This window comes from Microtetraspora sp. NBRC 16547 (assembly GCF_030268965.1).
Taxonomy (GTDB): domain Bacteria; phylum Actinomycetota; class Actinomycetes; order Streptosporangiales; family Streptosporangiaceae; genus Microtetraspora.
This window is the reverse complement of sequence record NZ_BSSE01000001.1, coordinates 324,088-341,187: the sequence shown is the minus strand read 5'-3', so window position 1 is coordinate 341,187 and position 17,100 is coordinate 324,088. Positions and strand designations below refer to the sequence as shown.

General features: G+C 70.6%; 14 protein-coding genes. 10 read left to right on the top strand and 4 right to left on the bottom strand.

What is annotated here, in order from left to right:
* The first annotated feature begins 204 nt into the window (after positions 1-204).
* Complete coding sequence (locus QSK17_RS01465; RefSeq protein ID WP_285702506.1) at positions 205-1,812, top strand: cell division protein PerM; 1,608 nt, start codon at positions 205-207, stop codon at positions 1,810-1,812.
* Between the two features lie 53 nt (positions 1,813-1,865).
* Here QSK17_RS01465 and QSK17_RS01460 read toward each other — a convergent pair whose 3' ends face one another.
* Positions 1,866-2,270 (bottom strand): hypothetical protein, encoded by a 405-nt coding sequence (locus QSK17_RS01460; protein WP_285702505.1) that lies wholly within the window; start codon positions 2,268-2,270, stop codon positions 1,866-1,868.
* A gap of 157 nt (positions 2,271-2,427) precedes the next feature.
* On the opposite strand from QSK17_RS01460, the gene purN reads away from it, so the two are divergent.
* The 3 genes from purN (at position 2,428) to QSK17_RS01445 (ending at position 5,579) form a co-directional block, all read left to right on the top strand.
* The gene (gene purN, locus QSK17_RS01455; RefSeq protein ID WP_285702504.1) at positions 2,428-3,060 is read left to right on the top strand and encodes a phosphoribosylglycinamide formyltransferase; all 633 of its coding nucleotides are present in this window, start codon (positions 2,428-2,430) and stop codon (positions 3,058-3,060) included.
* 66 nt (positions 3,061-3,126) lie between these two features.
* On the top strand, positions 3,127-4,668 hold the full coding sequence (purH, locus tag QSK17_RS01450) for a bifunctional phosphoribosylaminoimidazolecarboxamide formyltransferase/IMP cyclohydrolase (protein ID WP_285702503.1): 1,542 nt from the start codon (positions 3,127-3,129) through the stop codon (positions 4,666-4,668).
* A 59-nt stretch (positions 4,669-4,727) separates the two neighbouring features.
* Positions 4,728-5,579, top strand: a complete 852-nt coding sequence (locus tag QSK17_RS01445) for a bifunctional methylenetetrahydrofolate dehydrogenase/methenyltetrahydrofolate cyclohydrolase (RefSeq protein ID WP_285702502.1) — start codon at positions 4,728-4,730, stop codon at positions 5,577-5,579.
* A gap of 6 nt (positions 5,580-5,585) precedes the next feature.
* On the opposite strand, the gene QSK17_RS01440 is transcribed toward QSK17_RS01445, so the two are convergent.
* Positions 5,586-6,710, bottom strand: a complete 1,125-nt coding sequence (locus QSK17_RS01440) for an alpha/beta hydrolase (protein WP_285702501.1) — start codon at positions 6,708-6,710, stop codon at positions 5,586-5,588.
* Positions 6,711-6,911: 201 nt separating this feature from the next.
* Between QSK17_RS01440 and QSK17_RS01435 the strand changes: the two genes are divergently transcribed.
* Entirely contained in the window at positions 6,912-8,750 is a 1,839-nt protein-coding gene (locus QSK17_RS01435; protein ID WP_285702500.1) for a phosphatidylglycerol lysyltransferase domain-containing protein, read from the top strand.
* 30 nt (positions 8,751-8,780) lie between these two features.
* Here the strand turns inward: QSK17_RS01435 and QSK17_RS01430 are convergent, their stop codons facing one another.
* Complete coding sequence (locus QSK17_RS01430; RefSeq protein ID WP_285702499.1) at positions 8,781-9,428, bottom strand: FHA domain-containing protein; 648 nt, start codon at positions 9,426-9,428, stop codon at positions 8,781-8,783.
* A gap of 181 nt (positions 9,429-9,609) precedes the next feature.
* Here QSK17_RS01430 and QSK17_RS01425 point away from each other — a divergent pair, with 181 nt between their 5' ends.
* The 4 genes from QSK17_RS01425 to QSK17_RS01410 all read left to right on the top strand — a co-directional run bounded on the left by QSK17_RS01425 (position 9,610) and on the right by QSK17_RS01410 (position 14,967).
* Positions 9,610-10,731 (top strand): citrate/2-methylcitrate synthase, encoded by a 1,122-nt coding sequence (locus tag QSK17_RS01425; RefSeq protein WP_285702498.1) that lies wholly within the window; start codon positions 9,610-9,612, stop codon positions 10,729-10,731.
* Positions 10,732-10,959: 228 nt separating this feature from the next.
* Positions 10,960-11,235: a DUF3017 domain-containing protein gene (locus QSK17_RS01420; protein WP_285702497.1), complete on the top strand. Its 276-nt coding sequence runs from the start codon at positions 10,960-10,962 to the stop codon at positions 11,233-11,235.
* 96 nt (positions 11,236-11,331) lie between these two features.
* Positions 11,332-12,549 carry an NADP-dependent isocitrate dehydrogenase gene (locus tag QSK17_RS01415; RefSeq protein ID WP_285702496.1) on the top strand — a complete coding sequence of 406 codons (1,218 nt, stop codon included), beginning with the start codon at positions 11,332-11,334 and terminating at the stop codon, positions 12,547-12,549.
* A gap of 231 nt (positions 12,550-12,780) precedes the next feature.
* Positions 12,781-14,967, top strand: a complete 2,187-nt coding sequence (locus QSK17_RS01410; protein ID WP_285702495.1) for a protein kinase domain-containing protein — start codon at positions 12,781-12,783, stop codon at positions 14,965-14,967.
* On the opposite strand, the gene QSK17_RS01405 is transcribed toward QSK17_RS01410, so the two are convergent.
* Positions 14,964-15,533, bottom strand: a complete 570-nt coding sequence (locus tag QSK17_RS01405; RefSeq protein ID WP_285702494.1) for a PadR family transcriptional regulator — start codon at positions 15,531-15,533, stop codon at positions 14,964-14,966. The genes QSK17_RS01410 and QSK17_RS01405 overlap by 4 nt on opposite strands.
* Positions 15,534-15,588: 55 nt before the next feature.
* Between QSK17_RS01405 and QSK17_RS01400 the strand changes: the two genes are divergently transcribed.
* Positions 15,589-17,040, top strand: coding sequence for an MDR family MFS transporter (locus QSK17_RS01400; protein WP_285702493.1), 1,452 nt, complete (start codon positions 15,589-15,591; stop codon positions 17,038-17,040).
* Positions 17,041-17,100 lie beyond the last annotated feature (60 nt).

The following is a 17,100-nucleotide window of genomic DNA, read 5'->3' as shown; positions in this document are numbered from 1 at the left end:
GCACTCCACCGTGAGTGCGAGGTCACGGTCGTTTCGCGCCCGAGCGGGCCGGTAGCCACGTGGATCAGGGCCCAAGCGCCCGGCACCCGATCACGTCCCGGCTTCCGGCGGGTCATGGAGCACCCGGGGATGATCATGGCAAATCGGGCGGGACTGGGCGTGGCGACGTGGCGAAAGCCGTACCGGCTGGGACCATGGGGTAGCGTGACGGCCTTTCTCGACCAGCTACGGACAGCCCCCCGTGCCGTCCTCAGCCGCTTCCCCAAAGGCGACGACGACGAGACCCGCAGGCCGCTCCCCGTGTCGGGCATGCTCGCCGGAGCGGGCACGCTCGGCGTCGGCCTCGCGGTGCTGACCACCCTCACCCTCATCGGCTGGGCCGCCGCTCCTCGCGGCGCGTTCGGCCAGGGACTGCCCGGTGTCTTCCGCGCCGCGTGCCAGCTCTGGCTGGCCGCCCACCACGCCGGGTTCGCGATCCCCGGGGGACGGGTCGGGCTGCTGCCGCTCGGGCTGACCATCCTGCCGGGTGCCCTGCTGTACCGCGCGGGCCTGTGGATGGCCCGTGACGCCGACCTCCGGCTGCGCATGCCGGCCCGGCTGCCCAAGGGGACGCCGCGCGACGTCGAGAACGCCAGGCGCCGGGCGCAGCTCGTGCTCGTCGCCCAGGCCGGGATCTCGCTGGCCGCGCCGTACGCGCTGCTCGCCGGGATGATCGCCCTCGTCGCCCAGAACGAGCTCACCCAGCCGTTCCTCGGAGAGGCGCTGGCCAGCCACCTCGTGTTGGCCTTCCTGGCGGGATCGCTGGCCACCGCCCGCACGATCGGGCCGTGGAAGTCGATGCTGCGACTGCTCCCGGACCGCACCCGTTCGGTCGTCGTCGGCACGGCCGTCGCTTTGTCCATCATGCTCGTGGCCGGGCTGCTGCTGGTCCTCGGGGCGATCGCGGTGAAGTTCCCGGAGATCCGGCGGCTGTCCGAGATGCTCAGCCCCGGGTTCGTCGGCGGGCTGCTGCTGGTACTGGTTCAGGCGCTCTACCTCGTCAACGCCGCGATCTGGGGCCTGTCGTACATCGCGGGGCCGGGGTTCGCCATCGGCACGGGCACCCTCGTCGCGCCGACGGGAGTGAAGCTGAGCGCGATCCCCACCGTGCCGCTGCTCGGCGCACTGCCGGAGTCGGGCGTCGCCCCTTCATGGATCATGGGAGTGATCGCGCTGCCGTTCCTGGCCGGGGCGGTCGCCGGGGTCGTCATGGCCCGCGTCGCCCCGACGCCGACCATCGAGGCCGCTCCGCTCTGGGGGTTCGGCTGCGGTCTGACCTCGGGCGCGATGGCGGGGCTGCTCGCCGCGCTCTCGGGCGGTCCGCTCGGCGGCGCCCGCCTGTCCGCCGTCGGGCCGTCACCGTGGGAGGTGGCGCTGTCGGTGGCGCTGGAGGTCGGCGTGGCCGCGGGCATCTCCGCCGGCATCGCCAACTGGTGTCTGATCTCGCGCCGACCGGCCACCCCCGAGCCGGTGCGCAAGGCGGGCGCCGTGATCGCCAAGGCCGCGGGCCGGGTCCGCCTGACGGAGAAGGGCTCCCGGGCGCTTCCTGGGCACTGGCTGGACGCGACCGAGGCCGACACCCAGCCCATCCCGGTGATCAAGGACGACTGGACGGACGAGCACGCGGCGGCCGCCGCCGAGACGTTCGCCGCGATGCGGGCCGCCCGCTCGGAGCCCGTACGGCCGCCGCGCAGCGACATCGTGGACGAGACCGACGACCGCGGCGGCCATGTGATCTATCTCGACCCGTACGCCTGGGAGCGCGACTCCTGACGACCCCGAGTGCGGCTCCGCGTCACCAACCCGCCTGCTCAGTACACCCTGGTCTAGTTGGGGAACGGCAGGTCCGCCGGCCAGGCGACGCCGAGCCGCCGCTCCACGGCGCTCTTGAACTCGTTCACGCAGTCGTGCGCCGCCGTGACGGTCCCGGCGCCCTTCCCGCACTCCACGTACGCGTTGAGCTCGGTGGAGAAGAAGAGCTGGGTGGCCAGCAGGAGGCCGCCGAACATGAACGAGACGGCCGACACGACGAGCGCCGCGGCCGCCGCGCCCACGGGACGGCGCGTCCGGCTCAGCGTCTTGACGTCACGGAACGCGACCACGAGGCCGAACAGCGACAGCGCCAGCCCGGCGGCGGGCAGCATGAACGTGAAGATCAGCGCCGAGAGGGCGAGCAACAACGCCCGGCGTCCTCCCAGCTCGGAGGCCGGCGTCTGCAGTGGTGCCGTCACGATCTCCACCTTTGCTTTCCGCGCTTTTCCCTTGCGCGACGTCCTGGCTTTCGCCGGGCCGCCTTCGAATCCGGTGGCCGGAGCCCGATAACCTTTCTACCGGCGAGGGCGTGCTGCCTGCGCCCTCCTCACCAGCCTTCCCGAAGGAGTCCGCCCGGTGCCATCCGGACCTCATCATCCAGCAGAGGCCGCCCGGCTCGTGGTTCTCGTCTCCGGATCCGGGACCAACCTACAAGCCCTTCTCGACGCCGTGTCGGCCTCGTCGTTCGGCGCTGCGATCGTCGCGGTCGGCGCGGACCGCGACGGCATCGAGGGACTGGCCCGGGCCGAGCGCGCCGGGATCCCCGTTTTCGTCGAGCGGGTGGCCGACCATGCCACGCGTGACGAGTGGGACGAGGCGCTCGCCGGGAAGATCGCCGCGTACAATCCGGACCTCGTGGTGTCCGCCGGCTTCATGAAGATCCTCGGCCATCGCGTCCTCGGCTCCTTCCCGGTGGTCAACACGCATCCGGCGCTGCTGCCCGCCTTCCCCGGTGCCCACGCCGTTCGGGACGCCCTGGCGTACGGCGTCCGGGTCACCGGCTGCACGGTCCACCTGGTCGACTCCGGGGTCGACACCGGGCCGGTGATCGCGCAGGAGGCGGTGGCCGTGCGCGAGGGTGACGACGAGGAGACGCTGCACGAGCGGATCAAGACCGTTGAGCGCAGGCTGCTCGTCGAGATCGTCGGGCGCATGGCACGCGAAGGCTGGACGGTCTCCGGCCGGCGGGTACGCCTGGGGAGTGCCTGACCCGGTTCCCGGGCACGACGACCCAGCGGATGAGCTGGGCGAAAACGGAACAGAGAGGATCACGAAGTGACCCGCATCGCCATCCGGCGCGCGCTGATCGCGGTATACGACAAGTCCGGGCTCGAAGAGCTGGCCCGGGGGCTTGAGGCGGCGGGCGTCGAGATCGTCTCAACGGGCGGCACCGCCGCCGCCATCGCGTCCTACGGTGTGCCCGTGACGAAGGTCGAGTCGCTGACCGGCTTCCCCGAGTGCCTGGACGGCCGGGTCAAGACGCTGCACCCGAGGGTCCACGCGGGGCTGCTCGCCGACGGCGCGAACCCGTCGCACGTCAAGCAGCTCGACGAGCTGGAGATCGAGCCGTTCCAGCTCGCGGTGGTCAACCTCTACCCGTTCGCCGAGACGGTCGCCTCCGGCGCGTCCGACGCCGACTGCGTCGAGCAGATCGACATCGGCGGCCCGGCCATGATCCGCGCCGCGGCCAAGAACCACGGCACGGTCGCGGTCGTCGTCGACCCCCGCGCCTACGACAGCGTGCTCGCGGCGGTGGCCGAGGGCGGCTTCACGGTCACCGAGCGGCGGCGGCTCGCCGCCACGGCGTACGCCCACACGGCCGCCTACGACGTCGCGGTGGCCTCCTGGTTCGCGGGCGTGTACGCCCCCGAGGGCGAGTGGCCGTCCTTCATGGGCGCCGCCTGGAAGCTCCAGACGCCGCTGCGCTACGGCGAGAACCCGCACCAGGGGGCCGCGCTCTACTCTGGCCAGGAGGCCGGCCTGGCGAACGCCGAGCAGCTGCACGGCAAGGAGATGTCCTACAACAACTACGTGGACGCCGATGCGGCGTGGCGCGCCGCGTGGGACTTCGCCGAGCCCTGCGTGGCGATCATCAAGCACGCCAACCCCTGCGGTGTCGCGATCGGCGCCGACGTCGCCGAGGCCCACCGCAAGGCCCACGCGTGCGACCCCGTCTCGGCGTACGGGGGCGTGATCGCGGTGAACGGCGAGGTCACGCGGGAGCTCGCCGAGCAGATCGCCCCGATCTTCACCGAGGTCGTGGTCGCGCCGTCGTTCGCTCCCGAGGCGCTCGACATCCTCAAGGGGAAGAAGAACATCCGGCTGCTGGCCTGCCCGTCCGGCCCGGACAACGCGACGGAGTTCCGCCGGATCGACGGCGGCCTGCTCGTGCAGGCCGTGGACCGGGTGGACGCGCCCGGCGACGACCCGGCGACGTGGGAGCTCAAGGCCGGCACAGCCGTACCGGATGAGGTGCTGGCGGACCTCGCCTTCGCCTGGAAGGCGTGCCGTTCGGTGAAGTCCAACGCGATCCTGCTGGCCGCGGACGGGGCCACTGTGGGCGTCGGCATGGGCCAGGTCAACCGGGTCGACTCGGCCCGCCTCGCGGTGTCCCGCGCCGGTGAGCGCGCGGCGGGATCGGTCGGCGCGTCCGACGCGTTCTTCCCGTTCGCCGACGGCCTCCAGGTGCTGGCGGAGGCGGGGGTGAAGGCGATCGTCGAGCCGGGCGGCTCGATCCGGGACGAGGAGGTCATCGCCGCCGCGGAGGCGGCCGGGATCAGCCTCTACTTCACCGGTACCCGGCACTTCTTCCACTGATCGGCACGGTCGATCAAGACGGCAAATCGGCACGGTAAATCGGCACGGTTAGGAGACCAATGAGCGCGCAGATTCTGGACGGCAAGGCGACCGCCGCGAAGATCAAGGCCGATCTCACCGAGCGCGTGTCGGCGCTGGCCGCCAAGGGGATCAGGCCCGGGCTGGGCACGATCCTCGTCGGCGACGACCCCGGCAGCCAGATCTATGTCGCGGGCAAGCACCGGGACTGCGCCGAGGTCGGCATCGCCTCGATCCGCGTGGACCTTCCCGAGACGGCGACCCAGGCCGAGGTCGAGGCCGCGATCGACGAGCTCAACGCGTCCGCGGAGTGCACCGGCTACATCGTGCAGCTGCCCCTGCCGCGCCACCTCGACACGATGGCGCTGCTGGAGCGGATGGACCCGGCCAAGGACGCCGACGGCCTGCACCCGGTCAACCTCGGCCGTCTCGTCCACATGGTCGACGCCCCGCTGCCGTGCACGCCGCGTGGCATCGTGCACCTGCTGCAGGCGTACGGCGTGCCGCTCAAGGGCGCGGAGGTCGTCGTGGTCGGGCGCGGCATCACGGTCGGCCGCTCGCTCGGCCTGCTCATGACCCGCCGCTCGGAGAACGCCACGGTGACCACCTGCCACACCGGCACGCAGGACCTCGCCTGGCACACCCGCAAGGCGGACGTGATCGTGGCCGCGGCCGGCGTGCCGAACCTGATCACGGCGGACATGGTCAAGCCCGGCGCGGCGGTGCTGGACGTGGGCGTCTCCCGGGTGGACGGCAAGATCGCCGGCGATGTCGCGCTCGATGTGCGGGACGTCGCCGGGTTCGTCGCGCCCAACCCGGGCGGCGTCGGCCCGATGACCCGCGCGATGCTGCTCACCAACGTGGTCGAGGCGGCCGAGCGCGCGGCCCGCTGAGCCGGTTCAGGCCTGCCCTGGGTCGTGCAGTTGCTGCGCGAGCCAGGGCAGGGCCTGAGGCAGCTCCCGGTTCCAGGTGGCGAAGTTGTGGCCGCCGCTCGGCAGGATGAGTGACGACGCCTGCATCGGCGGTTTCACCGCGGCGACGAAGGCCTTGGTCGCCTTGTAGTTCGACTCGCCCTGCTTGCTGCTCGTCACGAGCACCGAGACCGGCGGGGCGGGCAGGTGGGCGAGGCGCCACATCAGGTCGTGCTCGTCCCGCAGCCGGGTGTTCCCGCCGAACAGATCGCCCGTGGTGACGTCGACCAGGGCGTGATAGTAGCCCGACAGGGAAACCGCGGCGGAGAACACCGTCGGGTGCCGCATGGTCAGCTTCAGCGCGCAGTAGCCGCCGGTCGACCCCCCGAGTACGCCCCAGCTCTGGGCGTCCGTGCCGACCCTGAAGGTGGCGGCGATGGCATGCCGCAGATCCTCGCTGAGGAAGGTCTCCGCCTGGGGCCCTCCGGGGACGTCCACACACTCGGTGTCACGCGGCGGCGCGACGGTGGGCCGCATGAGCACCATGATCGTCGGGCGCATCTGGTGCGAGCTGATCAGGGTCGCGGCGCGCTCCGGCAGGTTCATCCGCGTGACCAGGTTCTTGGCGTCGCCCGGATATCCGGTCAGGGCGACGATCACCGGGAAGCGGGCGGTGGTGAACTTCTTCTGGAAGTACTGCGGTGGCAGGTAGACGTACGCCGGAGCGCTCAGTCCGGTCCGCGGGCCTGAGATGACCACCTGCTCCAGGCGCCCGCCCGAGTGGCCCGCGCCGGGGTGCGGCACCAGCACCGGCGTGCTGCCGGTGATCTGGACGAGGCTCGCGCCCTCCGCGGTGGCGGGGACGATGGGCGCCGTCGAGGTGTCCGTGCCGAGCAGGTCGCTCCAGGAGGAGTAGAACGCGAAGTACGAGTTGAGCGCCAGCCCGAGTGCGGCCAGCATGAGGAGCTGGTCACCGATCAGGACGCCGATCCGGCCGGCGACCGAGCGCCAGCTCGGGCCGCTCAACCGTGGCCACAGCCACACCGTCGCGACCAGTGCGCCGACGGCGAGTGCCGCGACCAGCATCTGGAGCGTGATCGATGTCAGTTCCAAACGGTCCCCCCTGCCGTCCCGGATGCGGGTGATATGCGGCCGAAAGGTGGGAAAATCCTCCGGCGTGACCTGCGCTATCTCAAGTTGTCATGGTGCCCGACAGTCCGTGGGCGTGCGGCCATCATCGCCAAAGGTACTCACGACGGGTAAGGATGGAGTTAGCCCTGCCGTACCTCGATTGCCGACTTATCGTGTCCTCCCGTGAGCACTCGGATGAGCCTTCTGCGCGGCGGGGTCTCGCGGCCGTGGGTGCCCGCGGCGGCGGGGTACGCCGCGCTGGTGATCGGCATCCTGAACATCGTCAAGGCGATCGTGCCGCATGTCCGGGCGAGCCGGTTCAACGAGATGGCCAGTGTCCTTCCGGGAAGCGTCACCACGCTGGCCCAGGCGGCGACGCTGCTCGTCGGCATCATGATGATCATGGTGGCGCATGCCCTCCGGCGGCGCAAAAAGCGCGCCTGGCGGGCTGTGGTGCTGCTCCTGCTGGTCGGCGCGGCCATCGAGGGCCTGCGCTCGCGTCATCCGATCGCCGCGACCGTGAGCCTGATTTTCTGCGCGGTGCTGCTGGTCAACCGGCGCGAGTTCTACGCGCTCTCGGATCCGCGGTCGCGGTGGCGGGCGCTGTGGAACTTCCTCGTTCTCGGAGCCTTCGACCTCGCCATCGGCTGGATTTTCGTCGCCTTGCAAACCCGTACGGTCATCGGCCGGCCCACGCTGAGCGACCAGATGGAGCACGTGGTCCTCGGCCTGCTCGGCATGGAAGGGCCCCTGCAGTACTCCTCCGACCGCGTCTCCGACCTGGTGTACTACTCACTCGCCGGGCTCGGCGCGCTCACCGCGATCACGACGATCTACCTCGCGCTCCGGCCGGAGCGACCCGTCGCCGCGCTCAGCGGCGCGGACGAGGAGCGGCTGCGCGCCCTGCTCGACCGATACGGCAGGCAGGACTCGCTGGGTTACTTCGCGTTGCGACGCGACAAGAGCGTGATCTTCTCCCGAAGCGGTAAGGCCGCGATCGCCTACCGCGTCGTGGCGGGGGTGATGCTGGCCAGTGGCGACCCGATCGGCGACGTCGAGGCATGGCCGGGCGCGATCAGCTGCTTCCTGGAGGAGGCCAGGCGGCATGCCTGGGTTCCGTCGGTCATCGGGTGCAGCGAGCTCGGGGGTGAGGTGTGGACCAGGAGCGGCGGCCTGGACGCCCTGGAGCTGGGCGACGAGGCCATCGTCGAGGTCGCCGACTTCACACTGGAAGGCCGGGCCATGCGCAACGTCCGGCAGATGGTCAACCGCGTCGAGCGACTCGGCTACACCTGTCTGGTCCGGCGGGTGGGAGACCTCACCGAGGTGGAGAAGGCGCAGATCCGCGACGCCGCGGACTTCTGGCGCGGCACCGAGACTGAGCGCGGCTTCTCCATGGCACTCGGCCGGTTCGGCGGCCCGGCGGACGACGACTGCATCGTGGTGACGGCGCACAAGGAGAGCGAGGAGAGGACCGACCCGCCCGGCGGGGACATCCGCGCGATCCTGCACTTCGTGCCGTGGGGCCGGGACGGCATGTCCCTCGATCTGATGCGCCGGGACCGCCAGGCCGACCCCGGGCTCAACGAGCTGCTCATCGTGAAGGCGCTGCAGGCGGCGCCGGAGCTGGGCGTGACCAGGGTGTCGCTGAACTTCGCCATGTTCCGTTCGGCGCTGGCCAGAGGTGAGCGCCTCGGCGCCGGCCCGGTGCTCCGCGCGTGGCGCGGTCTCCTCGTGTTCCTCTCCCGCTGGTTCCAGATCGAGTCGCTGTACAAGTTCAACGCCAAGTTCCGGCCGTTCTGGGAACCGAGGTTCCTGGTGTATCCGCACACGCGGGACCTGCCGCGCATCGGGGTCTCCGCGCTCCAGGCGGAGGCGTTCTTCACCATGGACCTACCCGGTCTGCCGTTCCGGAAGGGCCAGCGGGCCCAGCGAGCATGGCCGAAGTGGCGCACGCCCCGGCCACAGGAGGCGGCCACCGGCCAGGCGGTGCCCGGCACGGGGACGCATGCTGACGGCTGAGAACACGCACCGGCGTGTGAGCGTGGCCGGTCAGCTGGCGCGGCGGCTCGACGTCGTGGGGGTGTGCTGCCCCGCGTTGGTGGCCCGCTGCGTGGGGATCACCGGGGTCGGCCGCACCAGGCCGAGCGCCACGACCTCGTTGGCGAGCCGGGTGCGCCGGTTGGTCCCCTCGGGGATGCGGAACTTCTGGTAGAGCCGCAGCAGGTGCTGCTTGACCGCGGCCTCCGTCACGACGAGGTCGTCCGCGATCTCCCGCGCGGTCGCCGGGGCGACGAACGCCTCGTCCGACAGCGCGGGCCGGCACAGCGAGGTCAGCACGTCGACCTCGCGGCGGGTCAGCTCGGGCGCCGCGGCCCGGCGCAGCTCGACCTCGGGGGTGAAGTCCTCGCGGGGGATGCCGCCGACCCGAGCCCTGGCGGCGCCGAAGGAGACCACGTCGCCGTCGTCGAGGACCCTCCGGGCGATCGGCCTGCCGTTCACCCGCGTGCCGTTGCGGGACAGGCCCAGATCAACGACGTACAGGTAGGGCCCGCGCCGGACGAATTCGGCGTGCAGCCGAGACACGCTCGGATCCGTCAGCCGGACGTCGACGCCCCTGCCCCGACCGATCGTTGTGATCTCGGGGCGCAGCGCTATGACCTCACCGCTGTCCTCGATCCGAATGAACGGCCCCTCCACGGCAGTTCCTCCCCAGGTAGCCCGCCGTTACTTTCGCTACAGATCCGGCTTACCCAGACGTGGGGATCGGGAATCTCCTTTGCGGCAAGGAGAATCTCGCTTGAAATTGGTCTGGACCTCTAGGAGGCGCTTTGCCTGCTCGCGGGTAGACTTCGGGCGAAGATAAGCGGAGGAAACACTCATGGCGGACAAGCCCACCAAAGGCCTCGCCGATGTCGTCGCCGCGTCCACAGCGCTCAGCGACATCGACGGGAAAGCCGGCCGGCTTTTCTATCGCGGCTACGACATCCACGATCTGGCCGGCCGCACCACCTTCGAAGAGATCGCGCATCTCCTCCAGCACGGCTCGTTGCCGACGCGCGGTCAGTTGGCCGCGTACAGGGCGGAGCTGGTCCGAGGACGTGGCCTCGGGGGGCTGGTCGAGAGCAACATCCCGGAGATCGCCGGGAAACAGGCGCCCATGGAGGCGCTGCGCAGTCTCGTCTCCCTCGCCGGCGCCGACGACCCGGACAAGGATTCCAACGCCGCGGACGCCAACCTGCGCAAGGCGGCGCGGCTCACGGCGCAGCAGCCCATCCTGGTCGCCCGTTATCATGCCGCGCGCACCGGCGCCTCGATTCCCGATCCGGATCCCGAGCTGAGCATCGCGGCGAACTTCCTGCTGCAGATCACCGGGAGGATGCCGTCGCAGCGCGAGGTCGAGATCTTCGACACGTGCCTGGTGCTGCACGCCGACCACACGATGAACGCCTCCACGTTCGCCGCCCGCGTCTGCGCCGCGACTCTGTCCGACATGCACTCGGCCATCGTCGCGGCCATCGGCACGCTGAAGGGCCCGTTGCACGGAGGCGCGAACGAGCAGGTCATGCGTACGCTGGAAGCGATCGACCCCGCGGGGGTCGCGCAGGCGGTGCGGGACAGGCTCGCGGCGGGCGAGAAGATCATGGGCTTCGGGCACCGGGTCTACAAGACCGAGGATCCGCGGGCGACGCACCTGCGGAAGATGTCGCGGGAGTTGGGCGAGGCGTCGGGCGACGACACGTTCTACCGGATGTCCAAGGAGATGGAGGAGGTCGTCTTCGCGGAGAAGGGCCTGTATCCGAACGTGGACTTCTACGCCGCGACGGTCTACCACTACCTCGGCATCCCGACGGACCTGTTCACCCCGGTGTTCTCGGTCAGCCGGATGTCCGGGTGGACCGCGCACGTGATCGAGCAGCACGCCGACAATCGCCTGATCCGCCCGGACAGCGAGTACATCGGAGAGCGCGACCAGAAGTGGACGCCGATCGACGAGCGGTGAGCGGCGCAGGGAGCGTAGCGAGCGAGCACGCGAATGCGACCGTGAGCCCGAGCGGTGAGCGGCGCAGGGAGCGTAGCGAGCGAGCACGCGAATGCGACCGTGAGCCCGTGCGGTGAGCGGCGCAGGGAGCGTAGCGACCGTGAGCCCGAGCGGTGAGCGGTGGGCGGATATCGACGGATGTCGCACCGGAACGAGGAGTGACAGTCACCATAGGCGCTGGTTGTGAATGTGAGCGGTAAGCCCTGGGGGCCGTACCTGCTGGTTGCGGCGGGTGCGGTCGCCGGGCTGGGCATGATCGCCTACGGCTTCGCCGTCTGGGTGGGCGGCGCGGTCATCGGGTTCGCGCTGATCGCGGGGGCGGCGTTACGGCTGATCGTCCCGGACGGCCGGGCCGGACTGCTCGGTGTCCGCACCCGCCGGGTGGACGCGATCGTGTTCCTGGTGCTCGGCTCCGCCCTGGTGGCGGGCTCGTTGAACCTGTTGCTGCGCATGCACAGCACCTAGTAACGGGCGTATCACGCCCGTCCGATAGCCTCAACGGCCAGTGAGCCTCAAAACGGACTGTCTGGCCAGTGTTAGTTCAGAAGGGGAACCACACGCATGCCCAAGATCAAGGTAGCGGGTCCGGTCGTCGAGCTTGACGGCGACGAGATGACCCGGATCATCTGGCAGTTCATCAAGGACCAGCTGATCCTTCCCTACCTCGACGTCGACCTGAAGTACTACGACCTCGGCATCGAGCACCGCGACGCCACCGACGACCAGGTCACGATCGACGCCGCGAACGCCATCAAGCAGTACGGCGTCGGCGTCAAGTGTGCGACGATCACGCCGGACGAGGCGCGGGTCGAGGAGTTCGGCCTGAAGAAGATGTGGAAGTCCCCGAACGGGACGATCCGGAACATCCTCGGCGGCGTCATCTTCCGCGAGCCGATCATCATGTCGAACGTGCCGCGGCTCGTTCCCGGCTGGAACAAGCCGATCGTGGTCGGCCGTCACGCGTTCGGCGACCAGTACCGCGCGACCGACATCAAGGTGCCGGGCGAGGGCACGCTGACCCTGACCTTCACCCCGAAGGACGGCAGCGAGCCGGTCGAGCTGAACGTCTACGACTTCCCGGGCGCCGGCGTCGCGATGGCGATGTACAACCTGGACGAGTCGATCCGTGACTTCGCCCGTGCCTCCATGCGGTACGGCCTGGCCCGGAACTACCCGGTCTACCTGTCGACGAAGAACACGATCCTCAAGGCGTACGACGGCCGGTTCAAGGACATCTTCGCCGAGGTCTACGAGACCGAGTTCAAGGCGGATTTCGACGCCGCCGGCATCACCTACGAGCACCGCCTGATCGACGACATGGTCGCTTCCGCGCTGAAGTGGGAGGGCGGCTACGTCTGGGCGTGCAAGAACTACGACGGCGACGTCCAGTCGGACACGGTCGCGCAGGGCTTCGGCTCGCTCGGCCTGATGACCAGCGTGCTGATGACCCCGGATGGCCGGACCGTCGAGGCCGAGGCCGCGCACGGCACGGTGACCCGGCACTTCCGCCAGCACCAGCAGGGCAAGCCGACGTCCACCAACCCGATCGCGTCGATCTTCGCGTGGACCCGCGGCCTGCAGCACCGCGGCAAGCTCGACAACCAGCCCGAGGTGATCGACTTCGCCGCGAAGCTGGAGCAGGTCTGCGTCGAGACCGTCGAGGGCGGCCAGATGACCAAGGACCTGGCGCTCCTGGTCGGCGGCGACGCCGAGTGGCTGACCACGCAGGACTTCCTCGCGGCTCTGGACGAGAACCTGAAGAAGAAGATGGCCGGCTGATCCAGCCCGTCCGGTCAGGGCCGCTCGCCTTCGTGGCGGGCGGCCCTTTTCCGTGCCTGCGTACGGCCGGGCTCACTGCCGGGCTCACGGCCGGGATCACTGCCGGGCTCACTGCCGGCTCGGGCTGAGCCGTACGCGGGTCACGGCCCGGTATCGGGAGGCTGGGAAACGGTCATCGGAGCCGTAAAGTTCTGATGGTCGTCGACACTTTGCCGAAACTTGGGGGCGTGGATGCCGAACGTCGCGCCGCTCGGACCGGGGGACCCGCTCCGGCTCGGGCCGTTCGTGCTGTCCGGCCGCATCGGTGAGGGCGGTCAGGGCGTGGTGTACCTCGGGCGCAACGAAGCCGGGGAGCGCGCGGCGATCAAGCTGTTGCACGTCAAGTTCAGCGGTGACGCGATGGCCCGGTCCAGGTTCGGTCGGGAACTCCGGGCCGCCCAGCGGGTCGCGAGCTTCTGCACCGCCAGGGTGATCGCGGCCGATCTCGAAGGCGACACGCCGTACATCGCGAGCGAGTACATCGACGGGCGGTCTCTGCGCGAGGCGGTGGAGGAGAGCGGGCCGATCATCGGACCCGCGCTGGAGCGGCTCGCCGTCGGCACGGCGACGGCGCTGACGGCGATCCACCACGCGGGGATCGTGCACCGGGACTTCAAGCCGGACAACGTGCTGCTCGCTCCGGACGGGCCGCGCGTGGTCGACTTCGGCATCGCCCGGATCATCGACTCGACCGGCACGATCACCAGCCGGGCGATCGGCACGCCGGCCTACATGGCGCCGGAGCAGATCTCCGGGGACAAGGTGGGGCCGCCGTCGGACGTGTTCGCCTGGGCGGCGACCATCGCGTACGCGGCGACGGGCACGGCGGCGTTCGGCGGCGACTCGATCGCGGTCGTGCTGAACCGCGTGCTCAACCACGACATCGACGTGAGCATGCTGCCGGAGCCGCTGCGTGGCGTGGTGCGCTCCTGCCTGAGCAAGGCTCCGGCCGCCCGGCCGACCGCCGACCGGATCCTGTTGCGCCTGCTCGGCCGTTCGGAGTCGGGGGACGCGTCCACGATGGTGTTGTCCGAGGGGGCCCACGCGGCCAGCCCGGAGCCCGCCGAGGTCACCCGGGACATGCGCCTGCCCCAGGGACAGACGACGCGGGAGACGGCGCCACAGAGCGTCCAAGCGCAGGGCGCTCAGGCGCAGAGTGTTCAAGCAGGGGACGTCCAAGCACAGGGTGTCCAAGCGCAGGGCGTCCAGGCGCAAGGTAGGCAAGCGCTGGGTGTTCAGGCGTGGGACGTCCAAGCGCGGGACGCCGGGCCGGCGGCGTCACAGGGCTCCGGATCCCTGGGTGCGGGGTCTCAGGGCGCCGGGTCCCTGGGTGCGGGGTCTCAGGGCGCCGGGTCTCAGGGCGCCGGGTCTCAGGGTGCGGGGTCTCAGGGCGCGGGCTCGACGGAGGCGTCGCGGAGCGCGGGCGTGACCGAGCCGCCGAAGAGCGGGCCGGGGCGGCGGCGCAGGGCCCGCGTGATCACCGCCGTCATGGCCGTGGTCGCCGCCGTGGTCGGGGTGGGGGCGCTGGCCGCCGTACGCCTGGGAGGCGACCAGGGCACACCGGGCACGACAACGACGAGCAGGGCGGGCGTGCAGGGGCAGGCGCCCGGGTCGGCCGCTCCCGCCTACCCCGCGGTCGTGGACAAGGCGCTGGGGGCGCGGCGGCTCACCATCGGCGTGAAGGGCGATCTCCCCGGCGTCGGTCTCGGCTTGAGCGGCGGCTCCTTCGCCGGGTTCGACGTGGACGTGGCGACCTACATCGCGGGCAAGCTGGGGGTCCCCGCCGGCGGCATCACCTTCCGGAGGATCGGCAGGGCAGAGCGGGCCAGGGCGCTGTCCGACGGCGACGTCGATCTCGTCGTCGCCACCTACGCCTACGACGAGAACCATAAGGACGCCGTCGGCTTCGCCGGGCCGTACTACGTCGCGCACACCGACATGCTGGTGGTGAAGGGCTCGCAGATCCGGCGGCTCAGCGACCTGGAGGGGCGGCGCATGTGCGCCCCGGCGGGCGCCGAGTCGGTCGCGCTGATCCAGGACAAGGTGAGTGTGGAGCCGGTGGCCGCCGGCAACTACGCGGAGTGCATGGACATGCTCGTCCAGGGCAGGGTGGACGCGGTCCCCGGTGACGATCTCATCCTCGCCGGGTTCGCGAACCGGGTGCCGAACCTCCGGCTCGCCGTGCTCGGTCTCAAGCTGACCGACCTGCGCTACTCCGTGGGCGTGCCGAAGGGTGACGCCCGCACATGCGAGGCCGTCCAGGCGGCGATCTCCGGCATGTACGCCGACGGCACCATGAAGGACCTGCTCAAGCGGCACTTCGGGAACGTCGACTTCGACCCCGAGGTCGGTCTGCCCGCGCCGCTCACCTGCGCCTAACCTTCGGAGTCCGCCGCGCCTTCCGCGTCCGCTGCGCCTTCCGCGCGGTCCGTGCCGGTGCCTGAGGCGCTGAGGTGGGCGATGGTGTCGGAGGCCCACTCCATGGCCATCCGGGCCTGCCGGATGCCGAGATCCAGCGCGTACCCGCCGTACCCGGACTTCTTGCTGGGATCGCCCAGTTTCTGCAGCTCGCGGAGTCTGGCCGCGAAGCTCGCTCCCATGCGTTCCAGTACGGCGACGGCCTCCCTCGGCTCCAGCAGCGGGGTCAGATACGCCTGAAGCGCGATCTCGCTGCGCGGGGAAGGCGAGGGGGTGTACCCCATGAGCCAGCGGTGCAGTTCGTCCCGCCCCTCGGGCGTGATCGTGTAGATCTTCCGGCCGCGGGAGCCCTCGGCCTCGACCGTGATCAGCCCTTCTGCCGCCATCTTGGCCAGCTCGGGATAGATCTGGCTGTGCCCGGCCTGCCACACGTGGGCGAGCGACGTCTCGAACTTCTTGGTCAGGTCGTACCCGCTGGCCGGGCCGGAGGCCGACAGCAGGCCGAGGAGCGCGATGCGCAGGGACATGCGCCAACTATATCTGCGAGTTGACATGTCAAAACTTACATGTCACTTTCAACACGTGAAGACAGACACAAGCAAGAACGGGCTGCTCCTGTTCGCCGTGCTCGGTGGCATGTTCCTCGCGATGCTCGACCAGACGATCGTCGGCACCGCGCTGCCCCGGATCACCGCCGAGCTGGGCGGCGCCCGGCTCTACACCTGGGTCGTGACCGCGTACCTGCTCACATCCACCGTCACCGTCCCGCTGTACGGCCGGCTCTCCGACGCGTACGGCAGGAAGCCTCTGATGCTTGTCGGCGTGACGATCTTCCTCGCGGGCTCCGCCCTGAGCGGGGTCGCGCAGGACATGGACCAGTTGATCGCGTTCCGCGGACTCCAGGGCCTCGGCGCGGGCGCGCTGCTGCCGCTCTCCCTCGCACTGGTTGTCGATCTCTTCCCGCCGGAGCGAAGCGGCCGGGTGCAGGGGGCGCTCGGCGGCGTGATGGCGCTGAGTTACATCGCGGGGCCGTTCCTCGGCGGCCTGTTCACCGACCACGCGAGCTGGCGCTGGGCCTTCTACGTCAACGTCCCCATCGGGATCGTGCTGCTCGCGATCATCTGGTTCCGGCTGCCGCACCGTCCCGGCGACGCGGGTGGGGCGCGGCCCGACTACCTCGGCATCGCGGTGTTCACCGCCGCCATCAGCGCGCTGCTCGTCGGCCTGACCGAGAAGGGCGTGGACGGCAACTCCTGGACGAGCGGCCCGGTCGTCGGCCCCATCGCCGCGGCCGCCGTCCTGACCGCCGTGTTCGTCCTGGTCGAACGGCGGGCGGCACAGCCGATCGTGCCGTTGCACCTGTTCGCCAATCGGACGTACACGCTGGTCAACGTCGCCTCGTTCGCCACCGCGTTCTGCATGTACGCCGGGGTGGTCTTCCTGCCGCGCTACTTCCAGGAGGCGCAGGGGCAGACCGCGACCGCGTCCGGCCTGCGCATCTATCCGCTGATGCTGGCCATGGTCGCGGGCAGCGCCGTCACCGGGGCGCTCATCTCCCGCAGCGGCCGGTACAAGCCGTGGCTGGTGATCGCGCCGTTCTTCCTCGTCGCGGGGACCCTGCTCTGTGCGAACCTGGCCGTGGACTCGGCGACGCCCGCGCTCATGGGCTGGATGGCGCTCATCGGCCTCGGCATGGGCCCGATGCTGTCCGGGCTCACCGTGGCCATCCAGCGGGCCGTGCCCCCGCGGTTCATCGGCACCGCCAGCGCCAACCTGACCTTCTTCCGCCAGATCGGGGGATCGGTCGCCCTCGCGGTCGCCGGCACCGCGTACGGCTCGGTGGTCGCCCGCGAGGCGCCGCTCTCCGGGCTGCCCGCCGCGCACGCCGCCGCGAGCGCGACCGTCATCCCGTGGCTCGGCGTCGCCGGAGCGATCGTCGCCCTCGTCGCGCTCGCCCTGATGCCCGACCGCAGGCTCACGCCCGGCGAGGCCGTACGCGAGGGCGAGGAGACGGTGCTCGCGCAGGCGGGATAGATGCGGGCGACCTCCGGTCGGGACGGCGTGTCGGGGAGCCGCGCGTCGGTGCCACCCCAT

What these genes read in the sequence shown, in the direction of transcription:
- QSK17_RS01410 (WP_285702495.1), top strand. Translation starts at nt 12,781, where the DNA reads ATGCCGAACGTCGCGCCGCTCGGACCGGGGGACCCGCTCCGGCTCGGG.
- QSK17_RS01415 (WP_285702496.1), top strand. Translation starts at nt 11,332, where the DNA reads ATGCCCAAGATCAAGGTAGCGGGTCCGGTCGTCGAGCTTGACGGCGAC.
- QSK17_RS01425 (WP_285702498.1), top strand. Translation starts at nt 9,610, where the DNA reads ATGGCGGACAAGCCCACCAAAGGCCTCGCCGATGTCGTCGCCGCGTCC.
- QSK17_RS01405 (WP_285702494.1), bottom strand. Translation starts at nt 15,533, where the DNA reads ATGTCCCTGCGCATCGCGCTCCTCGGCCTGCTGTCGGCCTCCGGCCCG.
- QSK17_RS01445 (WP_285702502.1), top strand. Translation starts at nt 4,728, where the DNA reads ATGAGCGCGCAGATTCTGGACGGCAAGGCGACCGCCGCGAAGATCAAG.